The 17,879-nt window shown below is 40.5% G+C and carries 16 protein-coding genes and 2 pseudogenes; 12 read left to right on the top strand and 6 right to left on the bottom strand.

The genetic code is table 11. The features are described from left to right. The first annotated feature begins 1 nt into the window (after position 1). Both K6984_RS33175 and K6984_RS10570 read left to right on the top strand, forming a co-directional pair. On the top strand, positions 2–136 hold the full coding sequence (locus K6984_RS33175) for a hypothetical protein (protein WP_263458711.1): 135 nt from the start codon (positions 2–4) through the stop codon (positions 134–136). Then, positions 118–576 (top strand): annotated as a pseudogene (locus K6984_RS10570) (transposase); the annotation flags it as partial. The gene K6984_RS33175 and the pseudogene K6984_RS10570, both read left to right, overlap by 19 nt. 92 nt (positions 577–668) lie before the next feature. Here K6984_RS10570 and K6984_RS10565 read toward each other — a convergent pair. Genes K6984_RS10565 through K6984_RS10555 form a run of 3 tightly spaced genes read right to left on the bottom strand, consistent with a single transcriptional unit; the run spans position 669 to position 2,698 of the window. After that, the gene (locus tag K6984_RS10565; protein WP_221895508.1) at positions 669–1,382 is read right to left on the bottom strand and encodes an SDR family oxidoreductase; all 714 of its coding nucleotides are present in this window, start codon (positions 1,380–1,382) and stop codon (positions 669–671) included. After that, the gene (locus tag K6984_RS10560; RefSeq protein WP_221895507.1) at positions 1,370–2,362 is read right to left on the bottom strand and encodes an SPL family radical SAM protein; all 993 of its coding nucleotides are present in this window, start codon (positions 2,360–2,362) and stop codon (positions 1,370–1,372) included. The genes K6984_RS10565 and K6984_RS10560 overlap by 13 nt, the downstream gene beginning before the upstream one ends. Before the next feature lie 27 nt (positions 2,363–2,389). Continuing rightward, positions 2,390–2,698, bottom strand: coding sequence for a hypothetical protein (locus K6984_RS10555; RefSeq protein WP_221894176.1), 309 nt, complete (start codon positions 2,696–2,698; stop codon positions 2,390–2,392). A gap of 145 nt (positions 2,699–2,843) precedes the next feature. Between K6984_RS10555 and K6984_RS10550 the strand changes: the two genes are divergently transcribed. The 4 genes from K6984_RS10550 (at position 2,844) to K6984_RS10535 (ending at position 8,656) form a co-directional block, all read left to right on the top strand. Continuing rightward, positions 2,844–3,509, top strand: a complete 666-nt coding sequence (locus K6984_RS10550; protein ID WP_221895506.1) for a transposase — start codon at positions 2,844–2,846, stop codon at positions 3,507–3,509. 25 nt (positions 3,510–3,534) lie between these two features. Beyond that, positions 3,535–4,137 carry a hypothetical protein gene (locus tag K6984_RS10545; protein ID WP_221895599.1) on the top strand — a complete coding sequence of 201 codons (603 nt, stop codon included), beginning with the start codon at positions 3,535–3,537 and terminating at the stop codon, positions 4,135–4,137. 539 nt (positions 4,138–4,676) lie between these two features. Next, positions 4,677–7,958 carry an LAGLIDADG family homing endonuclease gene (locus K6984_RS10540; RefSeq protein ID WP_221895505.1) on the top strand — a complete coding sequence of 1,094 codons (3,282 nt, stop codon included), beginning with the start codon at positions 4,677–4,679 and terminating at the stop codon, positions 7,956–7,958. Positions 7,959–7,972: 14 nt separating this feature from the next. Then, entirely contained in the window at positions 7,973–8,656 is a 684-nt protein-coding gene (locus K6984_RS10535) for a TSCPD domain-containing protein (RefSeq protein ID WP_221895504.1), read from the top strand. A 324-nt stretch (positions 8,657–8,980) separates the two neighbouring features. Here K6984_RS10535 and K6984_RS10530 read toward each other — a convergent pair whose 3' ends face one another. Beyond that, complete coding sequence (locus K6984_RS10530; protein WP_221895503.1) at positions 8,981–10,270, bottom strand: IS630 family transposase; 1,290 nt, start codon at positions 10,268–10,270, stop codon at positions 8,981–8,983. Positions 10,271–10,417: 147 nt separating this feature from the next. On the opposite strand from K6984_RS10530, the gene K6984_RS33170 reads away from it, so the two are divergent. The 4 genes and pseudogenes from K6984_RS33170 to K6984_RS10510 all read left to right on the top strand — a co-directional run bounded on the left by K6984_RS33170 (position 10,418) and on the right by K6984_RS10510 (position 12,090). After that, the gene (locus K6984_RS33170) at positions 10,418–10,546 is read left to right on the top strand and encodes a hypothetical protein (protein WP_263458710.1); all 129 of its coding nucleotides are present in this window, start codon (positions 10,418–10,420) and stop codon (positions 10,544–10,546) included. A 27-nt stretch (positions 10,547–10,573) separates the two neighbouring features. Beyond that, the gene (locus K6984_RS10525) at positions 10,574–10,711 is read left to right on the top strand and encodes a hypothetical protein (RefSeq protein WP_221895502.1); all 138 of its coding nucleotides are present in this window, start codon (positions 10,574–10,576) and stop codon (positions 10,709–10,711) included. Then, positions 10,698–11,509: pseudogene (locus tag K6984_RS10515) on the top strand (IS30 family transposase); the annotation flags it as partial. The gene K6984_RS10525 and the pseudogene K6984_RS10515, both read left to right, overlap by 14 nt. A 359-nt stretch (positions 11,510–11,868) precedes the next feature. Continuing rightward, positions 11,869–12,090 (top strand): type II toxin-antitoxin system PemK/MazF family toxin, encoded by a 222-nt coding sequence (locus K6984_RS10510; RefSeq protein ID WP_420831656.1) that lies wholly within the window; start codon positions 11,869–11,871, stop codon positions 12,088–12,090. 706 nt (positions 12,091–12,796) lie between these two features. Here K6984_RS10510 and K6984_RS10505 read toward each other — a convergent pair. Beyond that, entirely contained in the window at positions 12,797–14,893 is a 2,097-nt protein-coding gene (locus K6984_RS10505) for a TonB-dependent receptor plug domain-containing protein (protein ID WP_221895501.1), read from the bottom strand. A 1,104-nt stretch (positions 14,894–15,997) separates the two neighbouring features. On the opposite strand from K6984_RS10505, the gene tnpC reads away from it, so the two are divergent. Beyond that, a complete protein-coding gene (gene tnpC / locus K6984_RS10500) occupies positions 15,998–17,407 on the top strand; it encodes an IS66 family transposase (RefSeq protein ID WP_221894171.1) in 1,410 nt (469 codons plus the stop codon). A 57-nt stretch (positions 17,408–17,464) separates the two neighbouring features. Next, positions 17,465–17,683 carry a type II toxin-antitoxin system RelE/ParE family toxin gene (locus K6984_RS10495; RefSeq protein WP_338024483.1) on the top strand — a complete coding sequence of 73 codons (219 nt, stop codon included), beginning with the start codon at positions 17,465–17,467 and terminating at the stop codon, positions 17,681–17,683. Here the strand turns inward: K6984_RS10495 and K6984_RS35675 are convergent. Continuing rightward, complete coding sequence (locus tag K6984_RS35675; RefSeq protein WP_338024482.1) at positions 17,628–17,864, bottom strand: hypothetical protein; 237 nt, start codon at positions 17,862–17,864, stop codon at positions 17,628–17,630. The genes K6984_RS10495 and K6984_RS35675 overlap by 56 nt on opposite strands. Between the last annotated feature and the right edge of the window lie 15 nt (positions 17,865–17,879).

Below are 17,879 nucleotides of genomic sequence, written 5' to 3'. Positions count from 1 at the left end.
GATGGCCTTTTATTTTGTCTCCACCTTCGCTAACTCTCAGACTCCGACAAAACAACGGCCCTACGGCTATCGCGGACTAAAAATCTTCACTTCGCTAAAGCTCCGTTTCCAGAATTTTCAGCGGTTGTCATGCTGAAAACATTGAAACGACCCGTTCAGGTTGTCTGGGTGTTTCGTCGCACACAGTGGGTTGCTTTGTTTACGACCGATCTAAGTTTATCCGTCACACAGATTATTGAGTATTATGGTGCGCGATGGAAAATCGAATCCGAGTTGAAAGAGCTCAAGCAAGACATAGGGAGTCAGAAAAGTCAGTGTCGAAATGCGCAGGCAGTGACCAACCATTTGAACTTCTGTATGATGGCAACAACGCTGACGTGGATTTACGCGGATCGTTTAAAAACCGATCCGGAACGTCGGCACAAAGTGAAGGGGCGAGCCAGTTTCGCATTTTCAGATATCCGCCGCATCATTGCCGAAGCGGCTTTGGATCCGGATTTTGAAAGGGTTTGCCCCAAATACAGCAGCTCCCCTGTAAATTCGGTGGTAGCCGTTTTATTGCGAATGGTTGCTTGATGAATTTCTAAGAAACTTCAGATCATAACTAAGTTAAATGCAAATTAAAATGTGACAAATTGTCGCAGGGCGTATTTTCAAAAAATCAAGCTTTATTTTTTAAACTGAATCACATGATTTGCCGGATTGAGATTGATTTCATCAATAATAATACCGCCTCGGGCATTGATAATATAACTAACTGCCTCTGCAACATCTTCTGCAAGCAAATGTTGGCTGAGGTGTTCTCCAGGCTCAAAGTTCAAAGACTGGAAAAAATCTGTTTTTACCATACCGGGGTTAATTAAAGAGACGCGCACACTGCTTTTTGCGCACTCATCTCTAAGCGCCTGGCTAAATCCACGTAAGGCAAATTTACTAGCGCAGTAAATCGAACCTTTGCGACTTCCTGTCAATGCGGCTTCCGATCCGATAAATATTAAATCAGCCAAGGGTTTTCTTTTTAAAGCGGGTAAAAATCCTCTAGCAAGAAAGCTCTGGCTGATAAAGTTGAGATTCATTAATTCCTGGATCTGGCTATATGAAAACTCTTCCAGGCTACTGAACTGTCCTTTACCCGCACTGAAAATAATGCTGTTAATAGCGGGATACTGTTTGCTTATCCGTTTGATATTATCAGCTAAGGCCGTTAAGTCACTTAAGTCGCATTCCACGCTAGTAAAACGAGGGTGAGCATGGATAAATTGCTTGCAGTTTCTGGACAGGCCAATAACATCATGCCCCTGGTTTAGCAGAGTAACAGCACAGGATCGCCCTATTCCTGAGCTGGCACCGGTTACCAGGATCGTACGTTTTACAGGCTGCATGGGAAAAATTTTTCTGTGGGAATATAGCGCATAAGTTCCTTGCTACAAAAATCCATCATTTCGTCTTCTAATGCAGTTTTATAAGACATCATGCCTTGTCTCGATTCCAGTGGACTGGCAAACAGTTTTTCCTCTGGATACAGCTTATGTATTTTTTTAAAGTAATTATCGGGCAGACGAAACACGCCTAAGCTAACTGAATGTAAGGTATCTGGATTAATTTCAGCGAAGACGGTTTTAAATAACAACTGGTAATGTTGCTGATAATCGTCTTCATAAATAATCGGGTCAAATCGGAGACCGATCGGCCAGCCTTGTTGCTGTAATTTCTTCAGTGCATCCAGGCGCTTGGAAATAGCAGGGGCCTTGTGTTCTAATGCGCGGGCAATTTCATCCGGGATAAAGCTAAAGGCAACAATACAGCGTTCAAGTGCGGGGGTATCCAGAAGGTGGCGCACCTGGGTGCTTTTAGTACGCAGCTCCATCCAGGCATTAGGAATGGATCGGATCAGCGGTAAAAATTCCTTAGCAAAATCAGTGACTGGCTCTAAAGCGAGACTGTCGCAATCATATCCTGAGAAAAAGTGGACGGGTTCATCAGGGGTTGCCGCACAGATTCGCTGTATATCTGCAAAATAATCTTCGTAATTAACAAACAAGACATAATTCGCCGATTGGTACATACCCTGAAGAAAGCAGTAACGACAGTCATATAGGCAATTCAGCATATGTGAAAAATAGTAATTATGCTGCGCTCCAATGCCATAATTAGGCGGCGCTTTAAGCATAAATCCACGATATTTTTCCGCTAGAATTAAAGCGGGTTGTTGTTTCTGCAAGCGAAAATTCTGCGCCTTGGGATTAAATACTTCACCATAACGCTCGCAGGTAATTTTTCTTGCTTTGGGAAAGCGTGTGCAAATATCTAATACTCGTGGGTGTTGCAGAATATTTTCTTCTATATAGATTGTTTCAATCATATTTAGTCTGATTTACTATTAAATCCATCAGTGTTCCCCTATCAATTGAGGCGGTAAAACTAACCTCGCCACAAGAGAGCTCATAAAGCACTGTAAAGACATTCCTGTTATTATTGCGTTTTGAACTGCCCGAATGGTATACGAGCTGATACGAGATATTCTTGCCTGGAAAAATAATGGATTCACAAAACGATCTCGTTTTTGAGCCTGTTGCTGCCTAATCTCCAGAGCCTCGCTATATTTTTTATCCGATGGATGAATCAATTCTGGCTGTTGTGTTTTTGAAATCTCTTCAAACACGCGCATTAAATTATAGCTCATTGCAGTCAGGCGCATTTGATTTTCAAGTGAGCGGGTATTGGAAGACCAAGCTTTAGTTTCCTTGAAATTACTTTTAGTGTTACTCGATGTTCAAGTTTTTGATATTGAGAAGGTAAAATCAGGTATTCTGAGGTTGTTGTAATTTTATCGGTGTAAGCCCATGTTAATGAATGCCCCAGCCACCTTTATCCAAAGCTATATTGACGATTTAAATGATGCGCTCAATCAGCTAAAACCCGGAGCCGCTTTGACACGGATTCAAGCCGCTTGGTTGGGCACTTGTTTAACGGGCATACTGCTAATGAACTCTGTTTGCTGGGCTAAGTTTGAGCGAGCAAGCCTTGGAGATTGCAAAGTAGCCGCATTATCCTGGGTGTTTCGTAAAGCAAATATACCCTGGGACTGGTTGCTACGGGTGAGTGTGGTCTTAATTTTAAAACGTTATGGCATTACTGAAGGTGTGTTGGCCTTTGATGAATCAGACCGAGCACGATCTAAGTCTACAAAACGTATTTATAAGGTTTACAAGCAGAAACACAAAGGCTCCGGCGGGTATGTTAATGGACAAACGATAGTATTATTGCTGCTAGTTACCTCATCCATTACAGTGCCTGTCGGTTTTTTCTTTTATATGCCGGATCCAGCCTTAAAGCAGTGGGATAAAGAAGATAAACGGTTGAAAAAGAGCGGTATAGCAAAAAAAGATCGGCCTATTAAGCCTGAACGTGACAGTGCCTACCCGACCAAAACAGAGATTGCATTAGGCTTATTAAAAGAGTTTAAAGTTGCGCATAGCCTGATTAAAATTAAAGGCGTACTGGCTTGATGCGCTGTATGGTGAAAAAGCCTTTATGGACGAAGCCGCTAAAGAATCTGGAGGCTCGCAGGTGATTAGCCAATTACGTAAAAACCAAAATATTGAATATAGAGGTAGAATAAGGTCAGTCGAGAGCTACTTTAATTCGATTAACAAAGGCATTGATCAGATAATACGTGTACGTGGCGGCAAAGAGATTAAAGTGACTGTCAGCAGTGCACGATTGAAGGTGAGTTCTCACAGTAAAAAACGCTTTGTCATTGCCTTAAAATATGACGGTGAAAACGACTATCGCTATTTAGTGGCGACAGACCTGACTTGGCGCACACAAGATATTATTCAAGCCTATACGTTGAGATGGTTGATTGAGGTTTTCTTTGAGGACTGGAAGCTTTATGAAGGATGGGGGCGTGAGGCCAAACAATTAGATGAAGAGGGATCAAGCCGTGGCCTGATTCTGAGTCTTTTGTTTGACCATTGCCTTCTCCTTCACCCAGAGCAAATAGCCCGCATTGAAAGCAAACTACCTGCGTATACCTTAGGAAGCTTACAGCGCAAGTCTCAAATGGATGTACTGCTTGAGTTCATCACGTCATTGTATAATACTCCCCATTGTCCAGACCAATTTATTAAATAGTTAAGATAGCCCTTCCCTTTTTATATTAATAATTTGTTATTATTGCGCCGCAGGCGTTTTGATACTACTCTTTGCCGACTGCGGTGAAATGTGGTCAAAGGGTGAATTAGTGTGGGTAAGTTCGTGGGAAACGGCTTTATCGTTTTCCATCAGCTTATCCACACGTTCCGTAGGAAATTCACGCTTTGTCCACATGGAGTCCGCCTGCAGGGACTCTCACGTATAGACCGTTCTTTCGCTGAAAATCCTGGAAACGGAGCTTTAGCGAAGTGAAGATTTTTAGTCCGCGATAGCCGTAGGGCCTTTTATTTTGTCTCCACCTTCGCTAACGCTCAGACTCCGACAAAACAACGGCCCTACGGCTATCGCGGACTAAAAATCTTCACTTCGCTAAAGCTCCGTTTCCAGGATTTTCAGCGGTTGTGCTATACTTCAGTTTCAAAAGAAACATACCTCTGTCCGCCCAAGCAAAAAAACTTTCTTACGCTGAAAATTCAATATAGGTATGTCGATACAATACACTGAGACAAGGAATAAATATGACAACAAAGTTAAGCACTGATTTGGATGCCATTATCGATATCCCCCTACAAGATGCGTCCGCAGATATATGGGATACAAAATATCGTTTAAAAACAAAATCAGGTGTTGCCATCGATGGCAGTATTGATGAAACATACCAGCGCGTAGCCACAGCCTTATCCAGAGTCGAAAAAGGTAAGGCAAAACAGGATAAATATTATAAAGAATTCTTATGGGCATTACGTCAGGGGGTGATTCCGGCAGGTCGTATTATTTCAAACGCTGGAGCGCGCGAACATAAACCGGCCACCTCAACAATTAACTGTACAGTTTCTGGATCGATCCTCGATTCGATGGATGATATTCTTGGTAAGGTGCATGAAGCAGGGCTTACCTTAAAAGCAGGCTGTGGAATCGGCTATGAATTTTCCACTCTTAGACCTAAAGATGCTTATGTCTCAGGAGCCGGTGCATATACGTCAGGGCCTTTATCCTTTATGGATATCTACGACAAAATGTGTTTTACCGTGTCCTCTGCGGGTGGGCGACGCGGTGCACAAATGGCGACCTTTGATATCGGCCATCCTGATGTGGTTGACTTTATTCGTGCTAAACGAGAAGACGGGCGTTTACGTCAGTTTAACTTATCATTATTAATAACAGCGGAATTCGTTGAAGCAGTCAAAGAAGACAAACCTTGGCGACTTTCTTTCCCCGTGATGCAAAAAGAATGGGATGAAGACAATCTGGCAGTAGCTGATGATGGCTTAATTATCTGGCGTGATTTACCGCATACGGAAGGCTATGTTGAAAATACGGATGGCTTGGTAGCCTGTAAAGTCGCTAAAACAATGCCCGCGCGTCGTTTATGGGACATTATTATGTCTTCAACCTACGACTATGCTGAGCCAGGCTTTATTCTGATTGATAAAGTCAATGAAATGAATAATAACTGGTTTTGTGAGGACATCCGGGCGACCAATCCATGTGTTACAGCTGACACATGGGTACAAACTGAAAACGGTGCGAGGCAGGTTAGTTCACTTTTAGGGCAACAGATTAATGTTCTGGTCGATGGCAAATTATACCAGTCAGGGAAACAAGGTTTTTTTAAAACAGCGACTAAAAAAGTCGTTAAATTAATAACTAAGGAAGGCTTTAATTTACGTTTAACTGCAGACCACCAAGTGCGCAAGGTCACCAATCAGAGCCACTACAAACAAGAAACACAATGGTGCGCAGCAGGTGATTTAATATCAGGGGATCAAGTCTTATTAAACAACCATCATGCCGAAAACTCATGGCATGGACTCTATAACGAAAACCTGGGGTATTTAATAGGCTTACTAGTTGGCGATGGTACTTTAACACAGGATAAGGCAGTTTTATCTGTATGGAAATCAGCTAAAGCTGCAAATGACAATTTTGATTGCATCAATGCTGGCGTTAATGCAATTATGGACAAGGTGCTTGCTGCCTCCCAGGAATTCACAACGCGGAGTGACTTTAAAGGTTGGTCTGAAATTGCTGGCAGAAATGAATGTAGATTCAGCTTTTCAGGACTCAAATATTTTGCTGAAGAATTAGGACTATCAGCTGGAAATAAAGCAATTACAGCGAAAATGGAAGAAGCATCAAGTAATTTTTATAAAGGCTTCTTGCAAGGATTTTTTGATGCCGATGGCAGTGTGCAGGATACGCAAGAAAAAGGCGTGAGTGTACGCTTAGCCCAGTCTGACTTACCCCGCCTTGAAGCAGTACAACGCATGTTGTTACGCCTGGGAATTAATGCCAGTATTTATCGTAACCGTCGACCTGCCGGAATCAAGCAACTACCTAATGGAAAAGGGGAGAGTGCGGACTATCAAATTAAAGCACAACATGAATTAGTCATAAGCGGCGAAAATTTGGTTTCATTCCAGAAACTAATCAATTTTACCGACATCACTAAGTCAATAAAACTTAAAAATGTCTTATCCAGCTATAAGCGTAATCTAAATCGTGAACGTTTTACTGCAACAATTGAGGCTATCGTTGCAGATGGCACTGAAGATGTCTTTGATATTCAGGTTCCTGGTATCAATACGTTTGATGCCAATGGCCTGCATGCACACAATTGTGGTGAGCAACCCTTACCGCCTTATGGTTCATGCCTTCTAGGCTCAATCAACCTAACCCGGTTTATCGAAAAGCCATTTACTAAAAATGTATCGTTTAACTGGAATAATTACCGTAAAACCATCCGCATATTTACCCGCATGCTGGATAATGTAGTTGAAATTAATGGCCTGCCATTAGCAAAACAACGCGAAGAAATCGTCTCTAAACGTAGACATGGCATGGGCTATCTCGGATTAGGCTCAACTCTCACCATGCTGGGCATGCAATATGGCGATGCTAATTCGCTAGACTTTACCAGTGAAGTCACTAAAGTTCTGGCGGTAGAAGGCTGGAAAGAAGCGCTCGCATTGGCTAAAGAAAAAGGCACAGCGCCCGCTCTGGAAAAGGATTACAGCGTAACTGGCGCTATGTTACATAAACGCCCGGAAATGGTAGCCGATGGATATAAAGTGGGTGATGTGGTGAGCGGCAAAGTGTTACATGCCAAATATAGTCGCTATATGCAACAACTCGCTCAGGAAGATCCCAAACTGATAGCTGAACTTGCTGAACAGGGTGCACGTTTTACGCATCATAGCTCTATTGCACCAACGGGTACTATTTCACTTTCCCTGGCTAATAATGCCAGCAATGGAATCGAGCCCAGCTTTGCACATCATTATTCGCGTAATGTGATTCGTGAAGGTAAGAAGAGCAAAGAAAAAGTCGATGTATTTTCCTTTGAATTACTTGCCTATCGCGCACTGGTTAATGATAAAGCCATGCCCTATAGCGAAAAAGCAGATGAACAATTACCCGATTATTTTATCACTGCCGATGCGATTACTCCCAGGCAACATGTGGATGTACAAGCGGCAGCACAAGTATGGATAGACTCCTCCATTTCCAAGACAGCGAATGTTCCTACCGACTATCCTTATGAAGATTTTAAGGATATTTATATGTATGCATATGATCAGGGCTTAAAAGGCTGTACAACATTCCGTTTTAATCCTGAAGCGTTTCAGGGAGTACTGGTGAAAGAATCAGACCTGGAAAATACCACCTATCAATTTACACTGGAAGATGGACATGTGCTGGAACTAAAAGGGAATGAAGAAATTGAATACGACGGCGAAATGCACAGTGCAGCTAATTTGTTTGATGCCTTAAAAGAAGGCTATTACGGAAAATTCTAAGGCGAAAAAAAATAATGACCATAAAAATAGATAAAAAAATTGTCGGCTATAAAGTAATCACCAAAGAAGACCAGCAAGCAGCAGAAAAAGAAGCGGCGGCACTGGATGTCATTCAAATGGATGAACATGTGTTACGTCCGGAAATGTTATCTGGCTCTACCTATAAAATTAAAACCCCGCAATCAGAACATGCGCTGTATATCACCGTTAATGACGTGATCCTAAATATGGGCACAGAGCATGAAGAGCGCCGCCCCTACGAAGTGTTTATCAATTCAAAAAATATGGAGCACTTTCAATGGGTACTCGCATTAACCCGAGTTATTTCTGCCGTATTTCGTAAAGGTGGCGATATCACTTTTATGGTCGAAGAGCTAAAAGCCGTATTTGATCCCAAAGGTGGTTATTTCAAGAAAGGCGGCGTGTATATGCCCTCCCTGGTCGCTGAAATCGGTCATGCGATTGAGCAGCATATGAAGCAGATCGGCATGTTAAAAGACATGGAAATCGAAGCGCACCAAAAGCAATTTCTTGCTGAAAAACGCAAAGAATTTGAAGCCAAGCATGGTGGACAGGCTAATGAAAGTGATAACTTCCCGGAACAGGCTCAGCTATGTACAAAGTGTCAGGCTAAAGCTCTAGTGTTAATGGATGGTTGTATGACTTGTCTGAATTGTGGTGAAAGTAAGTGTGGCTAATATTTTTTCGAATTCCATTGCAGCAAAACTTGTTAAATCCAAATGACAATGTTATATTTTAGTATAACATTTGAGAGGAATAGTAATGACACAAGTTGCGATAAGACAATCAGGGGGAGCTAATATTATTAGCATTCCTAAAGTTATACTCAGAACCTTAGCGTTGGAAACAGGTGCATCACTAGACTTATCAATTGAAGATACCTGAATTCGTATAATAAGTGCATAACCCTCTGCAAGTATTGGCTAGACTAACACCTGTTGAATTAAGACAAGACCTATAGTTTCTCAGATAAATAATTTCCAAATTTGGAGCGCTTAAACTTAGGCGGTAACAACGAAATCTTCCCGCAATTTTTGCATAACACAAATCACTTTACTGGCATCATGCATATAAGTGTTAAAAGTTTGCACAACTGAATCATGAAGATCTTCAAAAGTTTTAAAATACTTCATATGAGTCGAATCGCGTTTCGTATTTTTCCATAATTTCTCAATCGGATTAAAATCCGGCGAGAACGCAGGGAGACGTTCTACTGTCAAACGATCTACATTAGCTAACTTAAATTCCTTAATAACACCGCTTCCATGATACGGGGCACCATCTTCAATTAGAATAATCTTGCCTTTATAATAAGCCAGCAATTGTGTTAAAAACTCAACATAGCTTTCACCATTAAAACGCCCAGATGTTTCAGCGTGTTGTAATATCATTGGCTTATAACTCTCGATTAAGACGTTGTCGGCAATAGAATATATCGCTTCCATAAAAAGCTTCTGTGTTGGATATTTCTCATTTTTTAAGCTTTTAAGAATAGCTAAAAATTCTTGAGGCAGCCCAGCTTCTTTTAAAAGTCTAAGTGACTTTGGTTTTATCTCATAAGCCAATGATTCTCGGTATTGAAAACTCCCTCCTTCGAGTTCGATCGTACCAAACATTTTCAACCCTTTTCGAATCCCTGATGTTTTCACTGTGGGTTGCTCTCCTATTGGAGCCCAGGTTCGTGCCAATGAACCCCACATAGCAAATGACACCTCATCACCGAATAAAACGACACTCTTTTCTTCTACCGCCTTTTCCATAATGGCAGGCAATGTTTCTTCCAGCCACGTTTTTCTTTCAAGCTCGTACTTTTCTTCTTCTTGGCGATCAGTCACAAAACGAGCTTTTTGATAACTGAAGCCCAGTTTTTTCATTAGGCTTGATAAGTAGTTCAAGTTATAACGAACTTCAAATTTTAACCAAATAAGCTCGGCAATCATCGCAGTATTCCATATTCCACAATGAAATCCATTGTCTTCTGGGCCTTTCTTTATCAACTCAACCAATTTATTTTTCTGGTCTTTAGTTAACTTTGACTTCCGACCACGTCCTTGATAGTGTTGCCCTATTAACCAACCGACACCTTTATGCATGAATGTTTTCAGCCAATTTATAATGGTTTTTTCACAGACTCCCATTAGGCGTGCTATTTCTTTGATTCCCATGCATTCACTGAACCAGAGTAGAGCTTGAGTTAATCGATATAAACGAATATTACTTAGCTTGAGAGCTGTCGCCATATTTTTTTTTAGTCGGTCTACAATTGACTTTGAAAAAGTGAGGGATACCATTTTTGACTGTTTCCGTTAGTGTTGGGACGAAAATTATAAGCCAGTTTCCCCTCTGTCGTTTTTGTTTGTTCGGAAATTAATTTTCTGAAAGTCTATAGGTGTAAAGTAAACAGCTACCAAACAATTTACATCGGGGAGTCGCTATTTTTGCGAAAGCTTGTTTTGGGCATCCCAACCCAAGCAAGCAGCAAAAACTTAACGCGACCACTTATGCCTCCGGCGGCCCCGATTCGTCCTCGTCACCTCGTCCCGACCCAACAAGGGGTCGGAACATAGGCTCCAAATGACTTGACGCCGTGTCGGATGGCCTTTTATTTTGTCTCCACCTTCGCTAACGCTCAGACTCCGACAAAACAACGGCCCTACGGCTATCGCGGACTAAAAATCTTCACTTCGCTAAAGCTCCGTTTCCAGGATTTTCAGCGGAGGCTACAGGCATAAACAAGCAGAAGATTTTGCCCAAGAACGACACAAAAACAAGCCTAAAGAGGTTAAATTAACGGATGAAATAAAAGGCATTGTTAATGTTCGCATTGAGGATGACTGGAGTCCTGAGCAGATTGCAGGGCGGTTAAAACAAGAGGGTATAATTAGTCTTCATCATGAAACAATCTACCAGCATATTCTGGCGGACAAAAGGCAGGGGGTGAACTATACAAGCATCTTCGGCATCAGAACAAAACCTATCGCAAGCGGTATGGGTCAGCCCATAATAGGACAGGAATCCCTAATAGAGTCGATATAGATGAGCGTCCTGAAGAGGTCAACAACCGTAAGCGTATAGGTGATTGGGAGGCAGATACAATCATTGGGAAAAATCACAAAGGGGCGATTGTAACGTTGGATGAGCGAGTCTCTAAATTACGGTTGGCCTTCCCTTTAGCGGGGAAAAAGGCTCAATATGTATTAGACGCAACTATTTTAATGCTTGATCCTATAAAAAGCTTTGTTAAAACAATTACTTTTGATAACGGGAAAGAGTTTACCATGCATGAAAAAATAGCAGAAGCACTAGGTTGTGATACGTATTTTGCGACTCCCTACAGCTCTTGGGAAAGAGGGCAAAATGAGAATGCTAATGGCTTATTAAGACAGTATTTCCCTGAGGTTTTTATAGCCGTTGATAAGCTAAATAGTCGCCCTAAAAAGTGTCTCAATTACAAAACACCTTATGAGGTATTTGAAGAGCTGACTGGGATAAATATGAAAAATTTATTGGGTTATGTACTTATGACTTGAATTCAGGATAATAGAATAACTGAAGTTTCCCAATTATTGAGTAGCTGAAATACACAATGCTGGTGTATCGAGGTTTATTTTAGGTGGTTTTGCCATGTTTATAGCAAACCCCTACTTAATTCCCCTTAGGCAATAGCATTTGAAACGAATGAAAAGACTGTTTTTTTCATATAGTTGTAGCATAGTTTCAATTTTACCATAAATAATTATTGGGAAACTTCAGATAGAATAATATTAACACCTGTAAAAGAAAGTTTAACACTACAAGCGATTTTAGATGGCAGCCCTAAATCCGCACTGAGTTTAACCGAGGAAGATAAGCAATGGTTAAATAGTCCTGTAGTTGGGAAAGAAATTTAATGGATTATTTTCCAGAGCAAGGCGATATTGTCTGGATAAGTTTTGACCCAAGTAGCGGTAAAGAGATTATGAAGCGCAGGCCTGCGTATGTTATTTCAAGAAAAATTTTTAATAAACATACTGGGCTAGCTTTTATTGCACCTATATCAAGTACCGTGAGAGGTATTAAACTAGAAGTGGTATTACCTGAGCAATTAAAAACCAAAGGACAGCGGTTTTAGTACATCAATTAAAGTCACTCGATTTTAGCGAACGAGAAGCGGTATTTATAGAGAGAGTAAAGCAAAAAGAAATTGAAGAAATAAAGTCACTTGCTAAATTGTTGATAGAGTAAAGCGACTACGAACTTAAAGCGAAACATTATCGATGCTGATTGACATGGAGTAGTCATGAAAGTATAAAAGCGCTTAGGGAGATGGAAACACACATCATCCAAAACGGCTGGTCTTTTTGTCCGTCTTCTGCGTTGTAGTAACTTTATGTAGTCTGCTATGCGCCTGTTACTACGTCTTGAATACGAACAAAAATCCTGTGCCAGCGTAACGGTGTACCAAACTTATTCCGTGCAAGCTCCTAAAGTAGTTTCGAAAAAATGACCTTGAAGCGGGGATAAAATATCGCGTAAAAACAAATCTGAATGAGGCCATTTTGTTTGTATGCTCAGTGTGTTAGAACCTTTCATAATACACTAAAGCCAGGCCTCATTCATCATTACCCTGTTGTTTTTAACCGGAATATTATTTTAATACTTGATATTACTATTGTTCCGCAAAAATAAGCATTAGCTAATGTTGTTATGCTTTAAAAACCAGGAAACTTCAGTAAAAAACTATTCTGGACAAATATAGGCCAAAAATTAAAGTTTTGGTTTTTGTAGAAAATCAAGAATAATTAATCGAAACTTTGTTTTTCCGAAACATATAAATGTTACCACTGGTAAGCCAAAGTCACATAATAATTACGGCCTTGTAATGGAATCCTTTGCCCTTGAGTTAAACCATTCGTGGGATCAGACATGGGAGTGTAATAACCACCTAAGTGATTAAAATTTGTTGCATCAATAATATTTTCGATCCCGGAACCAATTACAAATCCATCAAATGGCTCATAACTGGCACGAAGGTTCATGATTTGATAATTGGGCGTTGTACGCTCATTGTTATAATCGGCGACTTTATTTTGTGCAGCATAGTAAATACCCTCAATTGAAGTAGTAAATCCTGCATAATTAAAGGTTAATTGCGTACGGCCATTAAATGGTGCTATTCTGTATAAATTGCCCTTTGGGCCATCAAGGCGCTCACCACTAACATAATTTAAACCGGCATCAAAACGCAACCAATCCGTTATCTCATATCCACCTTCTACATCAACACCATATATCTGAGCTTCAATATTATTAAACTCCAACACTGGACAACTTGCACTCAATGTTGGACAGCTCGGTTGCAGCTGATTGAGTGTCGATGGTGTACCCTGAATATAATTATTTATATAATGATAAAAAGCACGAGGTGCAAAATAAATATTATCTGTATGCCACTCCATACCTAACTCAAACTGGTACGCTGTTTCACTGCTTAAGTCTAAATTACCTACATAAGTTCTTCCATCAGCCAAACCCCCAGTTGCCTGGGAAGGGGCCCATAAGTAGAGCTCTTGATAAGAGGGTGCCGTATTCTTTCTGGCAAAACCAATCTCAAAATCTAAATCGTCACGCATGGCGTAACGTAAAATAGCGGTTAAGTCGACATTATGAAAATCTTTGCTATGACCTTTACTATTGAACCTTGCTGCCGCTGGCTTCAGCCTCATATTAGTCGTTGATACATTATCTGCATCCGCAGTTGTGTAGGTATATCGAAGCCCTAGTTCAGTGGATAATTTATCCGCAATATCACCTTTCCATTCACCAAAAAAACTATACCGGGAACGATTAGCATTATTAAAGTTCTGAATATTCATGTTCATTGGCATCATCGCCATATTCATAGTGACATCAGAATTATGGAATGAAGTATCGCCCGTAAATCCAGTACTAAATTCTCCTGAAAATAAAGGCATTAGCAAGGCAATATCCCAGCCTCCACCTTGAACATTGGTCTGGTTCTGCATGAGCCTGGGAGCGCCTTTTGTCATCATAGGCATTCGCAATGAATTATTATCCATTAAATGATCTGAGTTTTGGTAAAAGAATTTGGTTTTCAGCTCATAACCTTGTCCAAGATCCCAATTGTAATCCACATTGTAAATACTACTTTTTATGTAAACAATATCCATCGGTAAGGCAGGCGCACCAGAATTTCTCGTATAGTTATTGGTATAATTTAGACTTAACTCATGCCCGTTGCGTTGATAATCATATCCGGCAATGATGGCTTGACGATCATAGCTTGTGGGTACAACTTTTTTACCATCACGCTCATTGTATTTGTAATCATTGCCCTCTTCCTTACTCATGCCAAAACGGATTTTATGATTTTCATTCGCCAGGGAAGAGAACCCGGAAACAAAATAACCATTATCAACTGAACTATAACCCGACGAAAGTGTGCCATTTGATTCAATTTCACCTTCAGAAGTAGCAAAATATCCTTTTTTAGTTTTGACGTTCATGGTGCCGCCTTCTGTTTCAATACCGCTACTGACAGGCGCAATACCTCGATAAACAGTGAGTGACTCCGTTAATACAGCAGGAATATGGCTTAAAGCCGTATCCATCGAATTGGCGCCTGCTTCTTTAATATTCGCACCATCAATTTCTACATTAATACGATTGCCATACATGCCACGATATTGAGGAATTCCCGTTAGTGGACCATTACGATTAATATTGGCGCCGGGAATATGCTCCAATAATGCAGCGGTATCTTTAAAGCCTGATGAATCAGGTGCTATAGCCATAGCCCCCGGCCTATTACTACTTCCTTCAACTACAATGGTTGTTAACTGCTCCGTTTCTGCATAACCAGGCACCGGCAATACTAACGCAATGGCTATTGCAATACTTAACTTTTTTTTCAAAATAGCTCCGATCATAAATAAATGCTTAAAATGCACGAAAATTGTTTTTTGTTTAGCTTAAGCAAACATCAGGCCATTTATATTATAGGATATGTCTAGCTCAGAGGCTGCCATTAATTAAACTATGTTATATAAGGTATCTGAAGCTTCCTAGTTCTTAAAGCATAAGAATATCAGGTAATGCTTATTTTTCTGAAGCATTAGGTATTACTAATATTAATGGCATTCCGTTGACTAAAAGCCTTGAATTATTGTAACTACTCAGCGTAATTTACAATCATAACAGATTGATTTAAAATAATAATTAATGTATCTCTCTGAATTTTAGTCCAATTTTCACCCCTTTTTAAAGGTGAAAATGACTAAAGTAAGGTTAAATTAAAATATATCCATTTGATTTTAAAGTTAAAAAACACGCTGAGTAGTTACGAATTATTTTTAAAAACAACAGGTTAATCGTGAATGAGGCCTAGTTTTGTGTATAATGAAAGTTTATAACACATTGATTATATAAATAAACCTGCCTCATTCATGTTCATTTTACGCGATATTTTACTCCCGCTTCAAGATCATTTTTCCAAAACCACTTTAGGCCGCGAACGAGCCTCTCTGTTTGTTTACACGATCCTGTCTATTCTCGTTCCCTTTACGTCGTCGATGACATCTAATCTTTGGCGTTGCCTTGATACGTTGTTTGGGTTTGAGATCAAGAATAAGCGCTTTTACTCGATGTTCAAGTTTTTTAACTGATTGATTTTATTGATAATTTTACTGACAAAGAAAGCATCAACATCATTGTAAATCAATCACTTATAAAACAAAGCCGGAAAAATTTACTTTTCTTAGCCCAGTTATAGCTGAAAACTTGAACATCGAGTGACAGGGTTTTAGTCTGGTTTTTGTGATTTTTAGTAAACTGCCCAACAGTCGATTAATCCACGCTTTATTGCTTCTATCGCTATAGTCATCACAAAATGTCCCCTTAAACATCTACGACCTCGAAGAACTTTTTTATTCGCCTTACAATCGCTTAAAACAAGGAAAATTCGGGATTTAAAACCCATGAGATAATAAGCCTGTCCTTAAAGCAATACAGGTTACCCTTTGAAAATAGACTTCATCGATGTTGATTCCGCAATCAGTCATGCCAAACAGTTACTTGAAACTGAGCGTGATATATCGCCTGCGCTAAAATCAGCACTGGAAGTGATTCTATTATTAGTCACGGTATTACTCAATCGAGTGACACTGAACAGCAAAAATAGCAGTAAACCACCTGCAAGTGATCCCAACCGTAAAAAAGGGAATCGAAAAAAATCAGATAAGCCTTCTGGCGGACAAAAATCGCATGTCGGCACGACACTCCAAAAAATAGATGACCCGGATGAAATCGAGATCATTACCATTGATCGCCGTACCTTGCCAAAAGGGCGATACACGGCAGATGGCTTTGAAACACGCCAGGTATTCGATATTGATATCTCAAGGGTAGTGACAGAATACCAGGCGCAACGGTTGATAAATGGAAAAGGTCAGTGTTTTATCGCTCCTTTTCCAGATGAGGTTACTAAGGCTGCGCAATATGGTAATGGGATAAAAGCCCATGTGGTTTATCTTTCGCAATATCAGTTATTGCCCTACAACCGAATACAGGAGTATTTCGCTGATCAATTAGGTATGCCGATTAGTGAAGGCTCTATCTATAATTTCAATGAACTGGCCTATGAGAAGTTGGCTGGGTTTGAAACTATCAGTAAAGAACACTTAGTCGAATCAGCGTGCATTCATGCGGATGAAACAGGCATTAATATTAATGGTAAGCGCCATTGGCTACATGGGGCCTCCAATGTTCAGTGGACACACTTCTTTCCCCATGCCAAACGTGGCACAGAGGCAATGAATGACATTGGTATTTTACCCCATTTTCATGGGATTTTATGTCATGATCATTGGAAGCCCTACTATAAATATGATTGTACTCATTCGCTTTGTAATGCACATCATTTGAGGGAATTAACGCGCGCCTGGGAGCAGGATAAACAGGAGTGGGCGCTTGAAATGAAACGACTACTTGAAAAAATGAATGATGCCGTCAATGAAGCAGGTGGCATGCTACTACATAAAGAAGCAGAAAAATGGAAGGTACAATACAGAGAATTACTTGGCAAAGCGGAGATCGAATGCCCACCACCCGATAAGCCTAAAGAAGTAAAACGGGAGCGAATAAAACGCAGTAAAGCTAGAAACTTACTGGAAAGGCTGATTAATTATGAAGAGGATGTCTTGCGCTTCATGACAAATACCTGGGTGCCATTTACCAATAATGCCGCAGAAAATTCGATTCGGATGACCAAGGTTCAACAGAAAATATCCGGCTGCTTTCGTAGTACCAAGGGTGCAGAGATATTTTGTCGTGTTAGAGGGTATTTATCAACGTGCCGTAAACAAGGTCTAAGTGCAACTCAGGCAATGACCTTGGTCTTTGAGGGAAAGTTACCTGAATTTGCTTTATAATTTCATTGAACTACTCAGCTTCGCTGAGTAGTTACGATATTTTTTGCTGATTCCGCTTTGAACGACCTACAAGAAATTATTCAGTACTACGAAGATCAATTAGTGCCTCATGTCGGGGAAATGTTTGTGGCTGACATTATTGATCGTATCGAAACCCTGTTAGACCATACAGATATTGGCCGTGTTGTTCCGGAGTTTGAGGCTCAGAATATTAGGGAGACTATTCACCCACCTTTCCGCATTGTTTATTTGAGGGAAAAGTCAAAATCCACATAGCAAGGGTTTGCAGAAGCGAGCGTCTTTTAATCTTGCCATAGGATAGAGAGTGAAACATACGCTGAAAATCAGGGAAACGTAGCCTAAGCGAAGTGAAGATTTTTAGTCCGCGATAGCCGTAGGGCCGTTGTTTTGTCGGAGTCTGAGCGTTAGCGAAGGTGGAGACAAAATAAAAGGCCATCCGACACGGCGTCAA

It is taken from the genome of Bathymodiolus japonicus methanotrophic gill symbiont, assembly GCF_019721995.1.
In the GTDB taxonomy this organism is placed as follows: Bacteria; Pseudomonadota; Gammaproteobacteria; order Methylococcales; family Methylomonadaceae; genus Methyloprofundus.
Note: the sequence above shows the minus strand (reverse complement) of the source record. Positions and strands in the feature narration are given on the sequence as shown.

Coding starts and splice junctions, on each gene's coding strand:
- K6984_RS33175 (WP_263458711.1), top strand. CDS start 2: ATGGCCTTTTATTTTGTCTCCACCTTCGCTAACTCTCAGACTCCGACA.
- K6984_RS10565 (WP_221895508.1), bottom strand. CDS start 1,382: ATGCAGCCTGTAAAACGTACGATCCTGGTAACCGGTGCCAGCTCAGGA.
- K6984_RS10560 (WP_221895507.1), bottom strand. CDS start 2,362: ATGATTGAAACAATCTATATAGAAGAAAATATTCTGCAACACCCACGA.
- K6984_RS10555 (WP_221894176.1), bottom strand. CDS start 2,698: ATGCGCCTGACTGCAATGAGCTATAATTTAATGCGCGTGTTTGAAGAG.
- K6984_RS10550 (WP_221895506.1), top strand. CDS start 2,844: ATGTTAATGAATGCCCCAGCCACCTTTATCCAAAGCTATATTGACGAT.
- K6984_RS10545 (WP_221895599.1), top strand. CDS start 3,535: ATGGACGAAGCCGCTAAAGAATCTGGAGGCTCGCAGGTGATTAGCCAA.
- K6984_RS10540 (WP_221895505.1), top strand. CDS start 4,677: ATGACAACAAAGTTAAGCACTGATTTGGATGCCATTATCGATATCCCC.
- K6984_RS10535 (WP_221895504.1), top strand. CDS start 7,973: ATGACCATAAAAATAGATAAAAAAATTGTCGGCTATAAAGTAATCACC.
- K6984_RS10530 (WP_221895503.1), bottom strand. CDS start 10,270: ATGGTATCCCTCACTTTTTCAAAGTCAATTGTAGACCGACTAAAAAAA.
- K6984_RS10525 (WP_221895502.1), top strand. CDS start 10,574: ATGGCCTTTTATTTTGTCTCCACCTTCGCTAACGCTCAGACTCCGACA.
- K6984_RS10510 (WP_420831656.1), top strand. CDS start 11,869: ATGGATTATTTTCCAGAGCAAGGCGATATTGTCTGGATAAGTTTTGAC.
- K6984_RS35675 (WP_338024482.1), bottom strand. CDS start 17,864: ATGGCCTTTTATTTTGTCTCCACCTTCGCTAACGCTCAGACTCCGACA.